Annotated in this window: 12 protein-coding genes; 6 read left to right on the top strand and 6 right to left on the bottom strand. The window is 71.5% G+C overall.

Annotated elements, in window-relative coordinates:
• The first annotated feature begins 91 nt into the window (after window positions 1-91).
• Both WMF11_RS34185 and WMF11_RS34180 read left to right on the top strand, forming a co-directional pair.
• Window positions 92-1,873, top strand: coding sequence for a hypothetical protein (locus WMF11_RS34185; protein ID WP_437973713.1), 1,782 nt, complete (start codon window positions 92-94; stop codon window positions 1,871-1,873).
• A gap of 143 nt (window positions 1,874-2,016) precedes the next feature.
• A complete protein-coding gene (locus tag WMF11_RS34180; RefSeq protein ID WP_437973712.1) occupies window positions 2,017-3,006 on the top strand; it encodes a D-cysteine desulfhydrase family protein in 990 nt (329 codons plus the stop codon).
• Window positions 3,007-3,020: 14 nt separating this feature from the next.
• Here the strand turns inward: WMF11_RS34180 and WMF11_RS34175 are convergent, their stop codons facing one another.
• Entirely contained in the window at window positions 3,021-3,797 is a 777-nt protein-coding gene (locus WMF11_RS34175) for an NTP transferase domain-containing protein (RefSeq protein ID WP_437973711.1), read from the bottom strand.
• 180 nt (window positions 3,798-3,977) lie between these two features.
• Between WMF11_RS34175 and WMF11_RS34170 the strand changes: the two genes are divergently transcribed.
• Window positions 3,978-4,751: an acyl-CoA desaturase gene (locus tag WMF11_RS34170; protein WP_437543291.1), complete on the top strand. Its 774-nt coding sequence runs from the start codon at window positions 3,978-3,980 to the stop codon at window positions 4,749-4,751.
• 76 nt (window positions 4,752-4,827) lie between these two features.
• Here WMF11_RS34170 and WMF11_RS34165 read toward each other — a convergent pair whose 3' ends face one another.
• Complete coding sequence (locus tag WMF11_RS34165) at window positions 4,828-5,922, bottom strand: hypothetical protein (protein WP_437903437.1); 1,095 nt, start codon at window positions 5,920-5,922, stop codon at window positions 4,828-4,830.
• A 128-nt stretch (window positions 5,923-6,050) separates the two neighbouring features.
• Between WMF11_RS34165 and WMF11_RS34160 the strand changes: the two genes are divergently transcribed.
• Window positions 6,051-6,968 carry a TIGR01777 family oxidoreductase gene (locus WMF11_RS34160; protein ID WP_437543286.1) on the top strand — a complete coding sequence of 306 codons (918 nt, stop codon included), beginning with the start codon at window positions 6,051-6,053 and terminating at the stop codon, window positions 6,966-6,968.
• A 632-nt stretch (window positions 6,969-7,600) separates the two neighbouring features.
• Here the strand turns inward: WMF11_RS34160 and WMF11_RS34155 are convergent.
• Window positions 7,601-9,457, bottom strand: a complete 1,857-nt coding sequence (locus WMF11_RS34155; RefSeq protein WP_437543284.1) for a HEAT repeat domain-containing protein — start codon at window positions 9,455-9,457, stop codon at window positions 7,601-7,603.
• 383 nt (window positions 9,458-9,840) lie between these two features.
• Between WMF11_RS34155 and WMF11_RS34150 the strand changes: the two genes are divergently transcribed.
• The gene (locus tag WMF11_RS34150) at window positions 9,841-11,076 is read left to right on the top strand and encodes a glycosyl hydrolase family 18 protein (RefSeq protein ID WP_437973710.1); all 1,236 of its coding nucleotides are present in this window, start codon (window positions 9,841-9,843) and stop codon (window positions 11,074-11,076) included.
• 45 nt (window positions 11,077-11,121) lie between these two features.
• Here the strand turns inward: WMF11_RS34150 and WMF11_RS34145 are convergent, their stop codons facing one another.
• On the bottom strand, window positions 11,122-12,207 hold the full coding sequence (locus WMF11_RS34145) for an acyltransferase family protein (RefSeq protein ID WP_437973709.1): 1,086 nt from the start codon (window positions 12,205-12,207) through the stop codon (window positions 11,122-11,124).
• Between the two features lie 374 nt (window positions 12,208-12,581).
• Here WMF11_RS34145 and WMF11_RS34140 point away from each other — a divergent pair, with 374 nt between their 5' ends.
• Window positions 12,582-13,160 carry a thioredoxin family protein gene (locus WMF11_RS34140; RefSeq protein WP_437973708.1) on the top strand — a complete coding sequence of 193 codons (579 nt, stop codon included), beginning with the start codon at window positions 12,582-12,584 and terminating at the stop codon, window positions 13,158-13,160.
• A gap of 318 nt (window positions 13,161-13,478) precedes the next feature.
• On the opposite strand, the gene WMF11_RS34135 is transcribed toward WMF11_RS34140, so the two are convergent.
• Together WMF11_RS34135 and WMF11_RS34130 are read right to left on the bottom strand one after the other, a co-directional pair.
• Window positions 13,479-14,978 carry a hypothetical protein gene (locus WMF11_RS34135; RefSeq protein ID WP_437903428.1) on the bottom strand — a complete coding sequence of 500 codons (1,500 nt, stop codon included), beginning with the start codon at window positions 14,976-14,978 and terminating at the stop codon, window positions 13,479-13,481.
• 2 nt (window positions 14,979-14,980) lie between these two features.
• A complete protein-coding gene (locus tag WMF11_RS34130; RefSeq protein WP_437973707.1) occupies window positions 14,981-17,182 on the bottom strand; it encodes an SUMF1/EgtB/PvdO family nonheme iron enzyme in 2,202 nt (733 codons plus the stop codon).
• Window positions 17,183-17,271: the final 89 nt, after the last annotated feature.

The following is a 17,271-nucleotide window of genomic DNA, read 5'->3' as shown; positions in this document are numbered from 1 at the left end:
CGGAAGAATCCAGTGCCCCGCGGGGATCGATCCGCCTATCCTTCGGGCGCGCGTTCCCGGCCGGGCGCTGGTGAGCGGCTGCTTGCTTCCGATGCGCTTCACCTTTGTCCCCCTCGCCCCCCTTGCGTTTGCTGTCGCGCTCGCCTCGCCGAGCGCCGCTCAGCCCGTCGAAGGAGCGAGCACCGGGCAAGGCTCGCCGAGCGCCGTTCAGCCCGTCGAAGGAGCGAGCTCCGGGCAAGGCTCTCCGCCAGCCCCTCCGGCCGCGCCGGCCGCTCCGGCCGCCGACGACTTCGAGGAGCGGCTCGTGCTCGACACCGGCCGCAAGCCGCCGCCCCCGCCGGATCCCACCCGGTCGACGTTCTCGCTGCAGGGCGAGTACCAGCTCCGCTACCGCGCCATGAGCGATCTGCCGCTCCGGGCGCCGCCCCTGTCGGCTCCGGGCGCGACGACGCTCGGGCAGAGCCAGTACATCGCCCACTGGCTGCGCCTCTCGCCGCGCTTCCACTTCAAGGACAAGGCCTCGATCGTGGCGCAGATCGACGTCGTCCGGGGGCTCATCGCCGGGGACACCACGCGTGACGTCGAGCAGGTGCGCGACGCGCGCGCCGCCCTCGCGTGGTACGAGGTGCACCCGCGCACCCTCTACCTGGAGCTGCCGTGGGCGCTCGGCGTCGTCCGGGTGGGCCAGCAGAGCGCGCACTGGGGGATGGGGCTGGTCGTCAACGACGGCGAGCACGCGAGCATCTTCGGCGACCACGAGCGCGGATCGCTCATGGAACGCGTCCTCTTCGCGGCCACGCCGATGGGGAAGGGCGGGCCGCTCCACGTGACCGTCGCGGCCGACCTCGTGTTCGAGGACAACGCGGCCGACCTGCTCGGAAACGACGTCGAGGGGCAGGACGAAGGCGAGGGCGATCGCGCTTTCCAGGCGGTCGTGTCCGCGCTCTGGCGAGAGCGGCGCGGCGAGATCGGGATCTACGGCGCCATGCGGCGGCAGGCGCGCGAGCGCCGCGCGAAGACGAGCGCGGCCCGGTTCAACGAGGTGCTCACGGCCGGCATCCTCGACGTGGCAGGCAAATTCAACGCGCCGGTGCCGGGGGGCGGCGCCCACATCTACGGCGAGCTCGAGGCCGCGGTGATCCTCGGGTCGGCGTCGTTCGCCCCGAGCGGGCCCCCGCCTCCTTCCGGCCGCGGGTTCGGGCGCTCGCCCGTGGTGGTGCGCTCGGTCGGCGGCGCGGCGACGCTCGGCGCGGTGCACGTCGCGGGCCGCGGGGGGCGGCCAGCCGGGCGGTGGGGGCGCGTCGTCACGGAGATCGAGGCCGGCTACGCCTCGGGCGACGACGACCCGATGGACGGCGTGTCGCGGCGCTTCACCTTCGACCCGAGCCACAACGTCGGGCTCCTCCTGTTCGACGAGGTGCTCGCCTGGAAGACCGCGCGCGCCGCCACGATCGCCGAGCGGGAGCTCTTCGCCGCGTCCCCCGAGCCGGGCATCAGGTCGCTGCCGTCCAAGGGCGGCGTGCCCGGCGCCGCCTACGTGAACCCGCGCATCCTCGTGCGGCCGGCGCGCTGGCTCGACCTCAAGGCGGGCGCGGTCATCGCCGAGGCGACCTCGGATCTGGTCGATCCTTACGGCGCCCCGCGGGCGGGCGGCAGCCTGGGCAACTACGACGGCGGCGACAGCCGCCGCCGCGATCTCGGCGTCGAGCTGGACCTCGGCGTCGACGCGCGCATCGCGATGGGCAGGCTCGTCACCCTCCAGTTCGGCACCGAGGCCGGGGTCCTGTTCCCGGGCGGCGCCTTCGACGACGCCGCGGGCGCCGAGCTCCCCGATCAGTACCTGCTCACGCTCAAGCTGGGCGTGATCCACTGAGCTGGCCAGGGCGCGCCGGGCCCTCGGCCGAGCTCGCGCGGGACACAGCAGACGAGGGCCGCCCAGGGTGCTAGAGGGCGGTTGCGAGGGCGGCCCGCCCGCGCGCAGCAGCGGGCGCCCCTGGCAGACAGAGGGGAGAAACGATGCGCAAACGACTCGCGCTGAGCCACCTTCCGACACCGATCCAGCGCCCGCAGCGGCTCGCCGAGGCGCTCGGCGTCGACCTCTACGTGAAGCGCGACGACATGACGGCGGGCGCGGAGGCCGGCAACAAGATCCGCAAGCTCGAGTACCTGCTCGCCGCCGCGCGGGAGGAGGGCGCAGGCAGCGTGATCACCTGCGGCGGCCTCCAGTCGAACCACGCGCGCGCGACCGCGCTGGTGAGCGCCTCGCTCGGCCTGCGCTCGGTGCTGTTCCTGCGCACGAGCGATCCGTCGGCGGCCGCGCCGCTCGAGGGCAACGTGCTGCTCGACCGGCTCGCCGGCGCGGAGATCCGGCTGATCTCGCCCGAGGCGTACAGGGACCGCGGCGCCCTGATGGCCGAGGCCGCCGCCGAGATCCGCGCGGCGGGCGGACGGCCGTACGTGATCCCCGAGGGCGGCTCGAACGGCCTCGGCGCGCTCGGCTACGTGCGCGCGATGGAGGAGATCCGGAAGCAGCTCGATCTCGGCCTCGCGGGGGGCAAGCCGTTCGACGTCATCGTGCACGCGTGCGGCTCCGGCGGGACGGCGGCGGGCACGGCGCTCGGCGCGGCCCGCTACGAGGTCGCCGGCGAGGTGCGCTCGATGGCCGTCTGCGAGGACAGGGCGACGTTCGCGCGGATCGTGGTCGGGATCATGGACGACGCGCGCGCGCTCGATCCGCGCCTCGGCTCGCCCGCCCACCTCGTGATCGACGACTCGGCGAAGGGACCTGCCTACGGGGTGTCCACGCCGGAGCAGCGAGCGCGGATCCTCCAGGTGGCGCGGCTGTCGGGCCTCGTCCTCGACCCCGTGTACACGGGCAAGGCGTTCTCCGGGCTCTGGGACCTGGCCGAGCGAGGCGAGCTCTCGGGCAAGCGGGTGCTGTTCCTGCACACCGGCGGTCTCCCCGGCCTCCTCGCCCAGGGCGCGACCTTCGCCGACGCCCTCTAGAACAGATCAGAGCCTCAGGGCGCGCCGCGCCACCACGCGTCGGCCATCGACGCGTCTTCCAGGGTGTCGATCTCCATGTAGCCGCCGTGGGTGTCGAGCTTGTGGAGGTCCGCGCCGGACTCGATCATGTGCTGGAGCAGATCGATGAGGTAGGCCCGCTGGAACGTGCGGCCCTCGCGGAACTCCGGCCGCTCCGAGAAGGCGTCGCGCGCGGCGTCGAAGGCGGCCAGGAACTGCCCGGCGCCCCGCGACGAGAGCTTCATCACCCCGATGAACTCGCCGGTCGCGGACTCCGAAGGGATGCGGCGCGAGATCTGGAGGACGCGATCCCCCCCGGGGCCGCCGGCGCGGAGCTTCTCGGCGTCGGTCTCGGGGTGCTGCGAGCGGCCCACGTAGCGGCGCCGCCAGTCCGTGTCGCAGGCGAGCGCGATGTCGTGCGGAGAGCGGACCAGCCCCGCCACGATCTCGGGCCGGTAGACGATGTCGGCGTACGTCGAGACGAAGCCGCCCTCGAGGTGCTCGCGCGCGCAGAGGAGCGAGAGAAGGATGTTGTTCTGCTCCCAGTCGCGGTTCTCGACGTACGTCAGATCCGGGTAGGCGGCCCGGATGACGTCGGCCTTGTAGCCGCAGACGAACACGATGTCCGACCGCCGGAAGCCGCCCGCGGCGAGCGCCTCGAGGATGCCGTCGAGCATCGGGCGCCCGAGGATCGGGACCAGCGTCTTCGGCAGCTCTTCGGTCAGATGACGCAACCGGCTGCCCCGGCCCGCACCGATGATCACGGCCTTCACGACACCGCTGTTACCATGAACGGACTCGATCAATCACGGACAATCACGGGAATTTCCGCGGAATCCCTCGGAATCTCGCGAAGATAGAGGTGACCCGAGGCCGCGCGGATCCGGCGCCCGTTACGGAATCGTGACCGTGAGCTGACCCCCTGCCGCGCGTCACCGGGTTAGGACGCGAACATGGAGATCGCGATCGTTCTCATCGCCCACTCTACGCTCTCGGTCTTTTTCCAGACCTTCTTCCTGCACCGGTACGCCTCGCATCGGATGTTCACGATGTCGAAGCCATGGGAGCGGATTTTCCACTTCCTCACGTACCTCACGCAGGGCTCGTCGTACCTCGTGCCCTGGGTTTACGCGATCTTGCACCGCATGCACCACGCGTACAGCGACACGCCGAAGGATCCGCACTCGCCGCGGTACTACTCGAATGTCGTCCGGATGATGCTGGACACCGCGCACCGCTACGACGCGATCTACGACGGCACGGCCGACGTGGAGCCGCGCTTCCTCGGCGGCTACCCCGAGTGGCCCGCGCTCGACCGCATCGGCAACGCGTGGATCGGCCGGCTCGCGTGGGGCACCGGCTACGTGCTCTTCTACGTGGCCTTCGCCTCGCACTGGTGGCAGTTCCTGTTCCTCCCGCTCCACTGGACCATGGGCCCGCTGCACGGGGCGATCGTGAACTGGTGCGGCCACCGCTACGGCTACCGCAACTTCAACAGCGACGACGACTCCCGCAACACGCTGGTCCTCGACTTCGTGACGCTCGGCGAGCTCTTCCAGAACAACCACCACAAGTACGCGATGAGCCCGAACTTCGCGGTGCGGTGGTTCGAGATCGACCCGGCGTATCAGGTCATCCGCGTGCTTGCCTGGGTGGGGATCATCCGCCTGTCCGACAAGGTCCAAGTCGCCCGGCTCGAGCCCGAGGTCGCGCGGGCTGAAGGCTAGAGCGGTCCGCCGGCCGCGCGTGCAGCGCGGCCGGCCGTGAAGCGGCGCGCGGAGCCGAGGCCCCGCGCGCAACGGCTCACTCGAACAGCTGCCGGAACGCGCCGGGGACGTCCTTCGGACCGATCTGCTCCTTGCGCTTGTTGAACTCCGGCAGACACGCCTGGTAGGCCGCGTCCACCCGCAGATCGCTCCCGTCCCAGCTCGGACGCCAGATCTCCATCGTCTCGCCCGCGAGATCGATGACGTCCTTGAACTGCCCGCGCTCCTTCAAGATCTGCGTGCTGAGCCCGTACATCAGCAGCCCGCCGGGGATCGCCCCGAGCGCCGTCGTGGCCAGGGCCGGATAGCAGATGCGCGCCGTCTTCGCCCCGAACCGCTCCCGGATCTCCGCCATCGTCTTGCGCTGGAGGATCTTCGCGCCGGCGAGCGGGCCCATCGCGTAGACCGGATCGTCGCTCGGGTAGTCGTAGTCGCAGAAGGACACCACGCTCTCGCCCTTCGCGATGAGCCCCGCCGCGGCGAGCGGCTCGACCCACAGGAGCGACGACGTGCCCATGAACTTGTTGGTCCGCTCGATGTCGGCGTCGTTCGCGACGTCCACCTCGACGAGGCCGAGCTTGCGGATGTTCTCGGGGCGCGAGAAATCAGGGATCTGGAGCACCGGATCGAACGCGACGTCGAGGTCCTTCACCTTCGTCGGCCCGTGCTCCGCGTACCGCTTCATCGCGCCGGCCGCGATGCCGTTCACGAGGTGCACCGCCCGATACCGCTCCTTCAGCGCGGCGACGACCTCGTCGATCACCTGCGGCCTCGTGGCGTCGTTGTTCCAGAAGCGCGCGGTGAGCCCCTCGGCCGCCGCCGCGTCCGAGATCGCCTTCACGTGGTGCGGGCCGATCTGCATCTTCTCGCTGTCGAAGTGCACGGCGAAGACGGCGGCCCGCTCCCCGAAGAGCAGCTGCAGGGCGAGCGCCCGGGTCATGCCGTTCGAGCCGCCCAGGATCAGCACCGCCGTGTCCGGGGCGATGCGCGCGCCCGCCGGGCTGATTCGGGCGCGGTGCGCCGCGAGCTGCTCGGTCGCCACGCGCGCGCCGTGCTCGGCCAGCGAGCCCACGAGCGAGCGGCGATCGAGGCCGCCGAGAGGAAGCTTCTTGAAGGTCTCTAGGTCATCCATCACGTCCCGCGTCTTACCGTCTCCAGCGCTCGGCGTCACGACTGGACAGCTGCAGGCCGTCCGAGCGCTCCCGGAGCGGCGCTCGAAGGGAAGCCCCGCCTCCGTCCGAGCCGTGATAGATAGATCGCGTGAAGACGGTTCTTGTCACTGGCGGCAGCGGGTTTATCGGGCGCGGTCTCGTGAAGGATCTGCTCGCGCGGGGTGATCGGGTGACGGTGCTGACGCGCGACGTGGCGCGGACGCAGGCGGCGCTGCCCGGGGCGCGCGTCGTGTCGTGGAGCTCGGACGCCCCGGGGCCGTGGTTCGAGGAGGTCGACGGCGTGGACGCGGTCATCCACCTCGCGGGCGAGACCATCGTCAAGCGGTGGACCGAGGAGGCGCGGCGCGAGATCCTGAGGAGCCGCGTCGACACGACCCGCCTCATGGGCGAGGCGATCGGCAAGGCCAAGCGCAAGCCGAGCGCGTTCCTCTGCGCGTCCGCCGTGGGCTACTACGGCCCGCAGCCGGGCGACAAGGTGCTCGACGAGGACGCGGCGCCCGGCGAGGGCTTCCTCGCCGACGTCGTCGTCCGCTGGGAAGAGGCGGCCCGCGCCGTCGAGGAGCAGCACGGCGTCCGTTCGGTGCAGCTGCGCATCGGCGTCGTGATCGGCGAGGGCGGCGGCGCGCTCGACAAGATGATCGCCCCCTTCCGGTTCTTCCTTGGCGGGCCCGTCGGCGACGGAAAGCAGGTCATCTCGTGGATCCACCGCGACGACGTCGTGGGGATGACCCTGCTCGCCCTGGACAACGACGCGGTGCGCGGCCCCTTCAACATGACCGCGCCGAACGCGCAGACCGGCGACGAGGTCGCGCAGGCGATCGGCGCGGTGCTCCACCGGCCGTCGTGGCTCCGCGTGCCCGAGGCCGTGGTGAAGCTGGGGATGGGCGACGCGGCCGAGATCGTCACCACCGGGCAGCGCGTCTATCCCAGGCGGGCGGAAGAGCTCGGATACAAGTTCCGCTACGCCCGCATCGTGCCCGCGCTCGAGTCGATCCTCCGCAGCTGAGCGCCCGCCCGCGGGTCGAGGTCGATCCTCCGCAGCGGAGCGCCCGCGGGTCGAGCTCTCGCCGCCCTGCGCCGGGGCGCGACCGCGCTCCAGCCGCCGCGCCGCCGCCGGAGCGGCGCGCTCGAGGCGGGCAGCTGGGCGCCGCGATACGGCGCCCAGCTGCTGCCCACACGAGACAAGAGCCGCCGGTGGCGCGCTGAGAAGTCGACCTGTGTCGAGCAGCGCACCATCGGGAGCCCGGACGGCGGTTTCCCAGCGCTCCCCCAAGCGCTCCGTCCGCTTCCATGCTTACGTCATCGCGCTCCGAGAATCTCTCGGGATGAGTTGGATTGGCGCGTGCAGGGTATCCCGACTGGATGTCGACGTGCACCCTCCAGAAGCGCTGCGAGAACCAAACTCGTTAGGGGAATCCCCTTGCCGCAGCGCACAATCGCGGGGTTACTCGTCGTCCTCGTCTGAGGCTCGTCCGAGGCGCGGTTTCTGGTGCGTGAGAGAGGGGAGGAGCCAGGCGCAGTCTGCGCTCGCTGCCCGGACAGCGGATCACCCCCGAGCTGCTCCGTTGTGGTTCGGTGTGGAGCCCCGCGCGGCCGGCGGGCGTGCGGTCGTGCAGGCGCGAGGTCGTGCAGGCGCGCTCAGGGGCTGAGGCCACGACTCTGGAGGATCTCTCGCACCACCGCCTGCGCGGAGCCTGTCAGCTCGGAGAGCGAGCCGCGGGCGAGCTCCACGAACTTCATGCCGCGCACGCGCTTGAGCGCCTCGACGGCCACGGCGCGCTCCTCGGCGCCCTCGTGCTGGAGGATGCCGAGGAGCATCTCGCCGGCCTCGAGGGTGTCGATCTTCGCGATCGCCCGCACGGCGCTGGCGCGCACGGCGGCGGCCTGCGACTCGCGGTAGATGCGGGCGAGCGGATCGAAGGCGTGGGCGAAGCGGAGCTCTTCCAGCGCGCGGGCGGCCTCGTGGACCACGGTGGGGTCGGGATCCACGAGCGCGTCGCGGATGGTGATGAACGTGCGCTTGTAGAGGAAGTGGGAGAGCGCGCGGACGACGGCCACCCGGATCTTCGGCTCGGCGCGGCGGAACAGGCGCTCGAGCGGCGAGAGGATCGTGTAGAGCTCGACCGTCGCGAGCTGCTCCGCGAGGCTGATGAGCTGCTGCGCGGGGGTGGCCTCGGGCGTCGCGCCCTCGACGGCGAGCGCGGTGAGCCGGGCGAGCATGGCGCGGCGGCGGGTGACCTCGGACCACTGCGCCGGGTCGAGCACGATGTCGCCGCACGCCTGGGCGGCGCTGCCGGCCTGCTCCCACTCGACGAGGTCGATGTGCCAGACGTCGGGGAAGCCGAGCTCGTGGCGGAGGTGCGCCGGCAGCGGCGCGGCGTCGATCGGCAGGTCCTGCGCGTTCACGTAGCGGCGGCCGGCGCGGGCGTAGTGCTTCTTCCGGGTCTCCTCGAGCGGCAGCTGCGTGAGCGCGCGGTAGACGCTGCCCACCTTGCTGTACTGCCCCGCCTCGCCGAGCGCGATCACGGCGGCGAGCAGCGCGTTCTCGGCGATCTCGGGCGGGGCGGCGCGCTTCTGCGAGACGGCGGACACCTCTTGCCAGAGGCGGGCCTGCGCGAGCACGGCGAAGTTGGCGACGGCGACGAGCCCCTCTTTCCGGGCGTACGCGGCCATCTCGCGGGCGAGCGTGGCGGCGGCGGAGATCTCGCCCTGCTTCTCGGCCGCGGCGACGGCCTCCTCGTAGGACTGGAGCGCGTAGTAGCGCAGGTGGTCCTCGCGCAGGATGCGGATGACGTTCACGTAGCCCTCGAGGACGTGCTCGAAGGCGCGGCTCTCGCGCCCGACGGCGATGAGGACCTGGTAGCAGTCGAAGGCGCGCTCGCGCTGGCCGATGGTCTCGTACCTGTCGGCGGCCTCCTCGAGCAGGTGGACGGAGGCGAAGACGGCCTCGCGCGCCGCCGCGGCGTCGCCCGTGCGGAGCGAGGTGCGGGCGAGGTTGAAGCGGGCGAGGCCGGCGGCGTAGAGGTCGCTGCCCGACGAGGAGAGCAGCTGGGCGAGGCGCGACCAGAGGGCGCGGGCGCGGGCGAAGTCCTGGCCGCGCTCGCGGGCGATGGCGGCCTGCGCGACGAGGCCGGCGGCCTCGTACTCGTCGGCGGCGCGGCCGTAGAGCCGCTTCTGCCGCTCCGGGTCCTGCTCGCGCTCGGCCCAGGCGAGCACGGTGCGCGCGCGGTCGATGGGCGGGACCTTGGCGATGAGCGGGCGCTGGCTCTGCTCGTTGCCGCCGTACCAGGAGACGGTGAGCGCGCTCCGCGCGTCGCCGAGCCGGACCAGCACGTCGCGGAGCTCGTCCGTCATGGCGACGTACTCCTCCTCGCGGGCGATGGTGTGCTGGAGGGCGCTGAAGAGCGCGTCGCGCGCGCGCGTGAGATCGCTCCTGGCCAGCGCGGAGCGGGCCTCGTCGCGGAGCTCGTGCAGGGGGCGGACGCCTTGGGTCATGCCGGGAGCGAGCGTAGTACACCGGCCCTGGCCGAGGGAGCCGTGGGCGCGTGCGCGGGCGACGTCGCTGGCCCGGCCGCCGGCGCCGCGAGGCGCGTGGGCGCGGCGTGAGGGGCGAGGGCTCGAGGCATCCCCTCGAGTTCTTCGGAAAATTCACAGGGAGGCGGGGAGGCGGGGAGGGAAATTTTCAAAATACTCCCTGTCTCCCCGCCTCCCTGTTCAACTTCTTTTCGTTGAAAGGGCTGCCAAATAAGGGGATTCCTTAGGGGCGCGGGGATGGAGTAGCCGTCAAACGGCGCATCGCCGGCTCGGCGTGAGGCAGCCCGCGGAAGCGTGAGAACCGGGCTGTCGATGCGGCGGCGGGCTGCTAGAGCGCGGCCGATATGAAGCTGTTTCACCAGACTCTGATGCTCGCCTGCTCTGCCGCGATCTCCGTCTCTTGCGGCGGCGCGGGCGAGCGCGCGCCGTTGTTCGACGAGGTGGGGAGCGCCGAGCTCTCCGCGTCGGCCGCGCCCGGGGCGCAGCGCGCGAGCCAGGCGACGCGCGCGCCGGGCGATCACCGCTTCTGCGGGTGGCTGCATGAGTTCCTTGGAGATCCCGAGTCGACGGAGCTCGGATACGACACCTTCGCGGCCCACGCCGGGGCGTTCGACGCCGTGCACCCGAAGTGGTGGCGCGTCGCCTCGCCGACCCGCTTCGAGAACCACCCGCGCGGCCGGGAGGCGCCGTTCGCGGGCTTTCACGACCGGCGCGTCCTCGACCGCACGACGCCCGGCGGCGCGCGGACCCGGCTCATCCCCCTCATCGCGGCCATCGACCGGCCCGACGTCGTCGCGGTGCACGCCATGCTCCACGATCCTGTGCTCCTGGCGAGGCACGTGGCGGGCATCGTCGGGCTCGTGATGGAGAACGGTTACGACGGGATCGACATCGATTACGAGCACCTCTCGTCCGTCCTCGGGCCGGGCGAGACCGTCCGGGCCGAGCGTGCCGCGTTCTCGGCGTTCGTCGACGAGCTGTCGCGTGCCCTCCACGCGCACGGAAAGGAGCTCTCGCTCGCGGTCCCGGCGGTCGTGTCCGCGAATGGCGTGTTCGACTACGAGGCGCTGAGCGCCTCGGCGGATCACGTGCACGTGATGGGGTACGACTACCACTGGCACGACGGACCGCACGTGGGCCCTGTCGCGCCGCTCGGGTGGCTCCAGGAGACCGTCTCGTACATCGGGGCGCTCGACGGCGGCGCGCGCCGGGAGAAGTTCCTCCTCGGGCTGCCGAACTACGGACTCCTCGGGCCGGAGGCGCCGGGAAGCGGGGGCGCCGTGGTGGGGTGCGAGCCGCTCAGCAAGTGCCTGGAGCTCGCGGGCGACAGCTACGAGACCAGCACCGAGCACATGAGCCGGTGCCCGGACGACGAGGGCGGGCGGCTCGCGGCAGGCAGATCGCCGAACCGGCTTCTCTCGAGCGGGGAGCGCGTCTTTTTCGAGGACCTCGCGTCGCTCGAGGAGAAGGTCGTCGTCGCCAGGCAGGGCGGGCTCGGCGGGGTGACGTACTGGAGCATCGGCGGCGAGCCGGGCGGGGCGGCGTTCTTCTCGATGATCGAGCGCCACTTCCCGAGGTGATCGCCGCGCCCTGCGGCCGCCTCGGAGCCCTGCGGGGACAGGCGCTCAGACCTTGAGGAAGATGCCCCGGCGGTGGAGAGGATAGAGCAGCGCGAGCCAGAGGGAGACCGCCGTGAGCGCGAAGGCGAGGGAGGCGTTCAGCGGCGAGAGCCACGGCGCGAAGAGGCGCGTGTAAAGGAGATTGTTGACGCTCATCGTGGCGCCGTCGTCTCCGGTCGTGTTCACGTAATAGAGCAGGTGGATCATCATGGTCGAGCCCGCATAGGCCGCGATGGGGTTCGCGCCGAAGATCAGGAACGGAGCGCCCCATCGCTGCCATCGCTTCACGTCCACGATCCACACGCACGCGGCGGTGGCGAGCGCGGCCACGCCGGCGGTGAACAGCGCGAACGAGCTCGAGTACAGGCTGCGGTTCCACGCGAACCGCTGTCCCCAGAGCAGGCCCAGCGCGATCCCCCCGGCGCCGGCCGCGAGGAGCCCGGCGACGCGTGTGCGGAGCTCCGAGGCCCCGCACAGCCAGCGGCCGGCGAGGTTCCCCAGCATCACCGTCATCGCGGCCGGGACCGTGGCGAGGATGCCCATCGCGTCCCAGCCCTTGCGCGCGATGTGCGCTCCGAGGAGATACCGATCCACCCGGGCCGCCAGCGTCTGATGCGGATCGTCGAGCGGATAGCGTTGCAGGATGAGCCAATAGCCGATCAGGGTGGTGGCGATGATGACCGCCTGCTGACGGGCTGTGGTCCTGAGGCTGAGGAGCGCCGCGAGCATGTACGCGGCGCCGATGCGCTGGAGGACTCCCGGGATGCGCAGCTGCGTGAGGCGGTCCTCGGGAAAGAACGGAAACGCCGAGAGGAACAGCCCGATCAGGATGAAGATCGCGCCGCGTCTCACGATCTGCCGAGCCAGCTCGCCGTCCGTCGCGCCGCGCGCGCGGCGCCCCGACATGGAGATGTGCAGGGTCACGCCAACGATGAAGAGGAAGCAAGGAAACACGGTGTCCGCGAGTGTGCAGCCCTCCCAATACGAGTGAGCGAGAGGCGGATAGATTGCTGGAAAATCGCCCTGGAAGTTGACCAGGATCATGGCGATGATCGTTATTCCGCGGAAGATGTCGAGCGATTTGAGCCGCATGCATCGAGTGTAGTGCGCGTGAGTTGATGAGCTACGACTGAGCGGAAGGCGCAAACAAGTTTGAGACGGCCTGGACGCCAGTTTCGGGAGGGGGATGGCGGCCATGGGCGCGTCCTGACGCCGGGACCGACCGTTCGAGCTCAGCGCGCCCGGTCCGGGCGCCGCGCTGATCGTGCCAGGGTGCGGCGGCGCCGCCTCACCGGCAGCATCGGTGCGGCGGCGGGCGCGGCGCGGGCCGGCCTGGCGCAGGCGGCCGGAGCGAACGTGCGCGGCCTCGGCCCGCGCGCGGAAGGGGGTCGCCGTGCCGCGTCCGTGCGCGTCCGTGCCGCCGCGTGGTACGGTGCGCGCCGTCACAGCGAGAGGAGAATCCTGTCATGGCACGCACCCCGTCCACGATGCTTGAGCTGGGCACCTCGGCGCCCGACTTCAGGCTGCCCGACTTCAACGGAAAGCAGGTCGCGCTCTCGGATTTCACGAGGCAGCGGGCGCTCCTCGTGATGTTCATCTGCAATCATTGTCCGTTCGTCAAGCACATCCGCCACGAGCTCGCCCGGCTGACGCGTGATTATGGTGCTGACGACGTGGCCATCGTGGCCATCAACTCGAACGATATCGTCGCGTATCCAGCGGACAACGCCGAGGCGATGGCCAGAGAGGCGCGCGAGGTCGGCTACACGTTCCCTTACCTCCTCGACGAGGCGCAGCAGGTCGCCAGGGCCTACCGGGCCGCGTGCACGCCGGACTTCTACCTCTTCGGCCCCGATCGTCGGCTGGTCTATCGTGGTCAGCTCGACGACAGCCGCCCTGGCAACGACGTCCCCGTGACGGGCCGCGATCTCCGCGCGGCCATCGACGCGGTGCTCTCCTCGGCGCCTGTCCCTTCCGAGCAGCGCCCGAGCATCGGTTGCAACATCAAGTGGAAGCCCGGCAATGAGCCGGCGTATTACCGCTGAATTCCGTAGGAATCACAGCCGGTCGGAGCCGATGCCTGCTCCTGTCGGGCAGGATTCCGGGCTGACGCCCCGGGCATTCCAGTCCGGGTTCTATATTCCCCACATCCTGTGCGTCGCTCCAGCGGAGGGCCCGGCGTCGCTCGGTCATGAGGGAGGTTCCGCCGCACGGCGCCTGGGGGATGGTCCGTCCCCATCTCTCCGTCTCCCCATTTCCCCATCAATTTTCGTAGGCCCGAGGAGGGAGGTTCTGCCGCACGGCGCCTGGGGGATGGGCCGATGTTTGAGCACGTGGCCTGAGCCTTGCCCAGCGGGCAAGGCTCAGGCCACGTGCGAGTTCGGCGGGGCCCCCAGGCGCCGTGCGGCAGAACCTCCCTCCTCGGGCCGGTCCTGCCGGTCTTTCTCCCCGAGGATCGCCTTCGCCGCGCTGGCCCGAGCCGCCCCGCTCGCCACCGTCGCGTGGTCGACCACCCAGTGCGCGTCCAGCAGATCCAGGTAGTCGAGGTCCAGCTCCCCCCCGGATGGCAGCATGAACACCGCCGAGATGTGCGCGTGGCTCTGCACCGCCTGCACCATCTCCCGCGGGATGTAGAGCGCCGCGTGCGTGAAGAGGTGCACCACCGGCGTGCGCGGATCGTGGTGCCGCGTCAGATCCAGATCCGTGGCGAGCTCCGCGAACACCCGCGCCGGGTTCCTGCCCCGCTCCCCCTTGAACGACAGGAGGTGCGCCGTCGGCAGCTGCCCGTTCTTCGCCCGGTAGAGCTCGTACAGCCGCGCGTCGAAGAAGCGGAACGCCACGTCCTCGCCCTCCAGCAACAGCCGCTTGCCCGTCGCGATCGCCATCCCCCGGGCGAACGTCTGGCGATCGCCGCGCATCGACGCCGACGCGTCGATGAGCAGGTAGTGGATGCGCCGCTGCTCGTCCCGGCTCTGCTCGCGCGCGAAGTACAGCACCTCGTTGTCCGCGATGCGGCGCGCCAGCTCCATGTCGTCCCACGCGAGCTCCGTCAGCACCATGCTGTCGATCGAGCCGCGCGTGCCCAGCCCCGAGTAGCCGTGCGCCGCCGTCGTGCCCGCGGCCGGGCGCGTCTTCGTCTCGAGCACGCTCGGCAGGATCTCCAGCGAGAAATTCACGATGTCGTTCGCCTCGGGCGACGAGAGCGCCGCGAGCAGATCGACCTGGGCGAGCGCCCCGGCCGACGCCTCCGAGCCCAGCATGCCGAACAGGCGCAGCGTCTCGATGTCGAGCGCGTCCGACATCGTGAGCACGTACAGCCGGGAGACGTCGAGCGCCTCCAGCGCCCGCTGCTCGAACTCGCGCCGCGCCGACAGGAACAGCCCGCGGAGCTGCGGCTCGATCCCCTCGAAGAGCGCCGCGTCCGCGGGGAGCATCGCGCGGTAGGCCGGCGGCGTGTGGGTCCGCGCCGCGACCGCGCCGAAGAGGCGCGACAGCACGACCGTGACCAGATCGTCGCTCATCCGGAGCTGCGCCGCGCACCGCGCGGCCTCGCTCTCGGCGAGCTCCCGGAGCACCGCCCGGTACCCCTCCACGATGCGCTCCGCGTCCCGGAGCCGGCCCGCGAGCTCCCTCGGGTCGCAGCGCGGGCCGAGCTCCAGCTGCTCGCGCGGCGTCGAGAAGAGCAGGCCCGCGTCGTGCACCAGCGCGAACGGCAGGACCACCCCGAGCCGCTCCAGGCTCTGGTGCCACCGGATCGCGCGCAGCGCGAGCGACGAGCTCAGCGGGCGCACCTGCGAGAACGCCAGCGTGCCGAGCGGGCCGGCGATGGAGGGGTTCGCGAGCTGGGACGTGGGGACCGGCACGGCTACAGGCGCGCGGCGCAGCGGAAGCCGATGCCCGGCGCGCTCGCCGTCGCGAGCTGGTGGTAGCGGAACGCCGGGTTGAGCCAGAGCGCGAAGCCGCCGTTGTAGGCGCCGCCCCGGATCGCCTTGCGATCGCCGGCCGGCGCCCCCTTCGGGTTCACCTGCTCCTCGTCCTTGTAGGTCTCGAACCAGTCCGCGGTCCACTCCCACACGTTGCCGACCACGTCGTCGGCCCCGAACCTCGTCTTGCCGTTCGGGAACGAGCCGACCGGCGCCGTGCCGGAGAAGCCGTCGTCGGCGTCGTACATGCGCTCGCTCAGCGTGAGCCCGCGCGCCTTCTCCCACGCCGTGCACTCGGTGCCGCACGCGTTCATGAAGGTCTGGTCGCCGGGCTTGTCGCCCCAGGGGAATTTGCGCCCGTCGGAGCCGCGCGCCGCGTACTCCCACTCCGCCTCGGTCGGCAGGCGCTTGCCGTGGACCTCGCAGTAGGCGTTCGCGAGGCTCCACGGCAAGCAGTTGATCGGGTGCTTCGCGAGCTCGGGCTTGCCGAAGGTGCACTGCTCGGCGAGGGCCGTCAGCGTCTTCTGGTGCGCGGCGGCGGGCGCGCCGCTCGTGTTCGGGAAGTCGGGCGCGGCCGGGGGCCGCTTGCACTCTCCCTTGTCCGAGCACGCCTTGTAGTCGCCCGCGGTCACCTCGTGGACGTCGATGCAGAACGTGTCGATCGTCACCTTGTGCGCGGGCTGCCACAGCTTGAACTCCGGCTCGTCGGAGCCCATGAAGAACTTGCCGCCCGGGACGAGCACCATCCCTGCAGGGCACTCGGTCCGCCGCTCGGGGAGCGCGGCCGCCGCGGCCGTGGCGCTCGCCGTCGGCGCCGCCGCGGTGGCGGACGCGGTGGCGACCGGCGCGCTCCGCGACGCCTCTTCCTCAGGCGGCGCGGAGCGCAGCAAGCTCCAGGTGATCGCGCCGCCGGCCGCGAGCGCGAGCGCGACGCCGCCGAAGAGCAGCGGGCCCTTCGACCTCGGCGCCGCCGCGTCGCTCGCGGCGCTCGAGCCGGCCACGGAGACCGGCTGCGACGTCAGCGCGGGCGGCGGCCCCGGGGCCGTGGAGGGCGCCGCCATCGTCGGCGCGGTCTGCGCCTGCAGCGAGATCCGCGGCGAGGACGGGAGCCGCGGCGCGGACGCGCGGGGCGACGGCGCCCCGGGCGGGGGCGCGAGCGAGCCGCCGCCCGTGGAGAGCGCCCAGGCCGGGTCCTCGGGGAAGACCGCCCGGTGCAGCGCCGACCAGAAGCGGCCCATGGTGGCGAAGCGGTCCGCCGGCGCGACGGCGAGCGCCTTCGCGAAGACCGCCTCGACCTCGTCGCTGACCGTGAGGCCGAGCGTCCGCGGGGTCGGCCGGCGCGACGGATCGCGGCTCGCGACCGCGAGCTGGAGGTAGTCGTCGCCTTGCAGCGCCGGCGCTCCGCCGAGCATCACCTCGATCATGATGAGCGCCATCGCGAAGACGTCGGTCCAGGGCCCGGTCGCGCCGTGGGTCCGGCTGAACTGCTCGGGGGCGCCGTAGCTCGGCGTGAACGCGGTGATGTCCTTGCCGGTCTGGGCGAGCGCCGTCGCCGCCGCCGCGTGATCGGCCATCACCTTGGCGATGCCGAAATCGAGCACCTTCACGAACGTCGAGGCGTCGCGCGGCTGGCCGACGACGAACAGGTTCGCCGGCTTGATGTCGCGGTGCGCGATGTTCCGCGAGTGCACGAGATCGAGCGCGATCGCGGCCGACTCGAGCAGCGCCATCGTCGCGCGCAGGTCGCGCGCCGGCGCGCCGTCGGTCGTCTCGTCGTAGAGGACCCGATCGAGCGGCCTGCCGTCGAGCCACTCGAGGACCATGTAGGGCAGCCACTGCCCGTCCGGCGCGTTGAACGTGCCGATGTCGCGGGCCTGGACGATCGCGGCCGAGCGGCTGGACAGCTCGGTCATGAGCTTGCCCTCCTGGATGAACGCCTGGAGCAGCTGCTCCCGCTGCTCGGCCGGCGCGCCCCCGAGGAGGGTGAAGCACTTGACGGCGACGGGCTGCTTCCAGATGACGTGCTCGGCCCTGTAGACGACGCTGAAGCCGCCTTCGCCCACGGCGTGATCGATCCTGTACTTGTCGGCGATCAGGCTGCCGGCGATGTTGAGCGGATCGCTGCGGTCCGGGTTCTGGCTCATGAGATCCCTACGCACCGCGGCGGGGCCCCGATCGGAGCGCCTCGTGCGTGCGTCGGGGCCATCTTAGTTGCCTCGCCGTCGGTTGGAAC

The organism is Sorangium sp. So ce295 (genome assembly GCF_051527405.1).
Taxonomy (GTDB): Bacteria; Myxococcota_A; Polyangia; order Polyangiales; family Polyangiaceae; genus Sorangium; species Sorangium cellulosum_B.
Note: the sequence above shows the minus strand (reverse complement) of the source record. Positions and strands in the feature narration are given on the sequence as shown.

Coding starts and splice junctions, on each gene's coding strand:
- WMF11_RS34185 (WP_437973713.1), top strand. CDS start 92: ATGCGCTTCACCTTTGTCCCCCTCGCCCCCCTTGCGTTTGCTGTCGCG.
- WMF11_RS34180 (WP_437973712.1), top strand. CDS start 2,017: ATGCGCAAACGACTCGCGCTGAGCCACCTTCCGACACCGATCCAGCGC.
- WMF11_RS34170 (WP_437543291.1), top strand. CDS start 3,978: ATGGAGATCGCGATCGTTCTCATCGCCCACTCTACGCTCTCGGTCTTT.
- WMF11_RS34165 (WP_437903437.1), bottom strand. CDS start 5,922: ATGGATGACCTAGAGACCTTCAAGAAGCTTCCTCTCGGCGGCCTCGAT.
- WMF11_RS34155 (WP_437543284.1), bottom strand. CDS start 9,457: ATGACCCAAGGCGTCCGCCCCCTGCACGAGCTCCGCGACGAGGCCCGC.
- WMF11_RS34150 (WP_437973710.1), top strand. CDS start 9,841: ATGAAGCTGTTTCACCAGACTCTGATGCTCGCCTGCTCTGCCGCGATC.
- WMF11_RS34145 (WP_437973709.1), bottom strand. CDS start 12,207: ATGCGGCTCAAATCGCTCGACATCTTCCGCGGAATAACGATCATCGCC.
- WMF11_RS34140 (WP_437973708.1), top strand. CDS start 12,582: ATGGCACGCACCCCGTCCACGATGCTTGAGCTGGGCACCTCGGCGCCC.
- WMF11_RS34130 (WP_437973707.1), bottom strand. CDS start 17,182: ATGAGCCAGAACCCGGACCGCAGCGATCCGCTCAACATCGCCGGCAGC.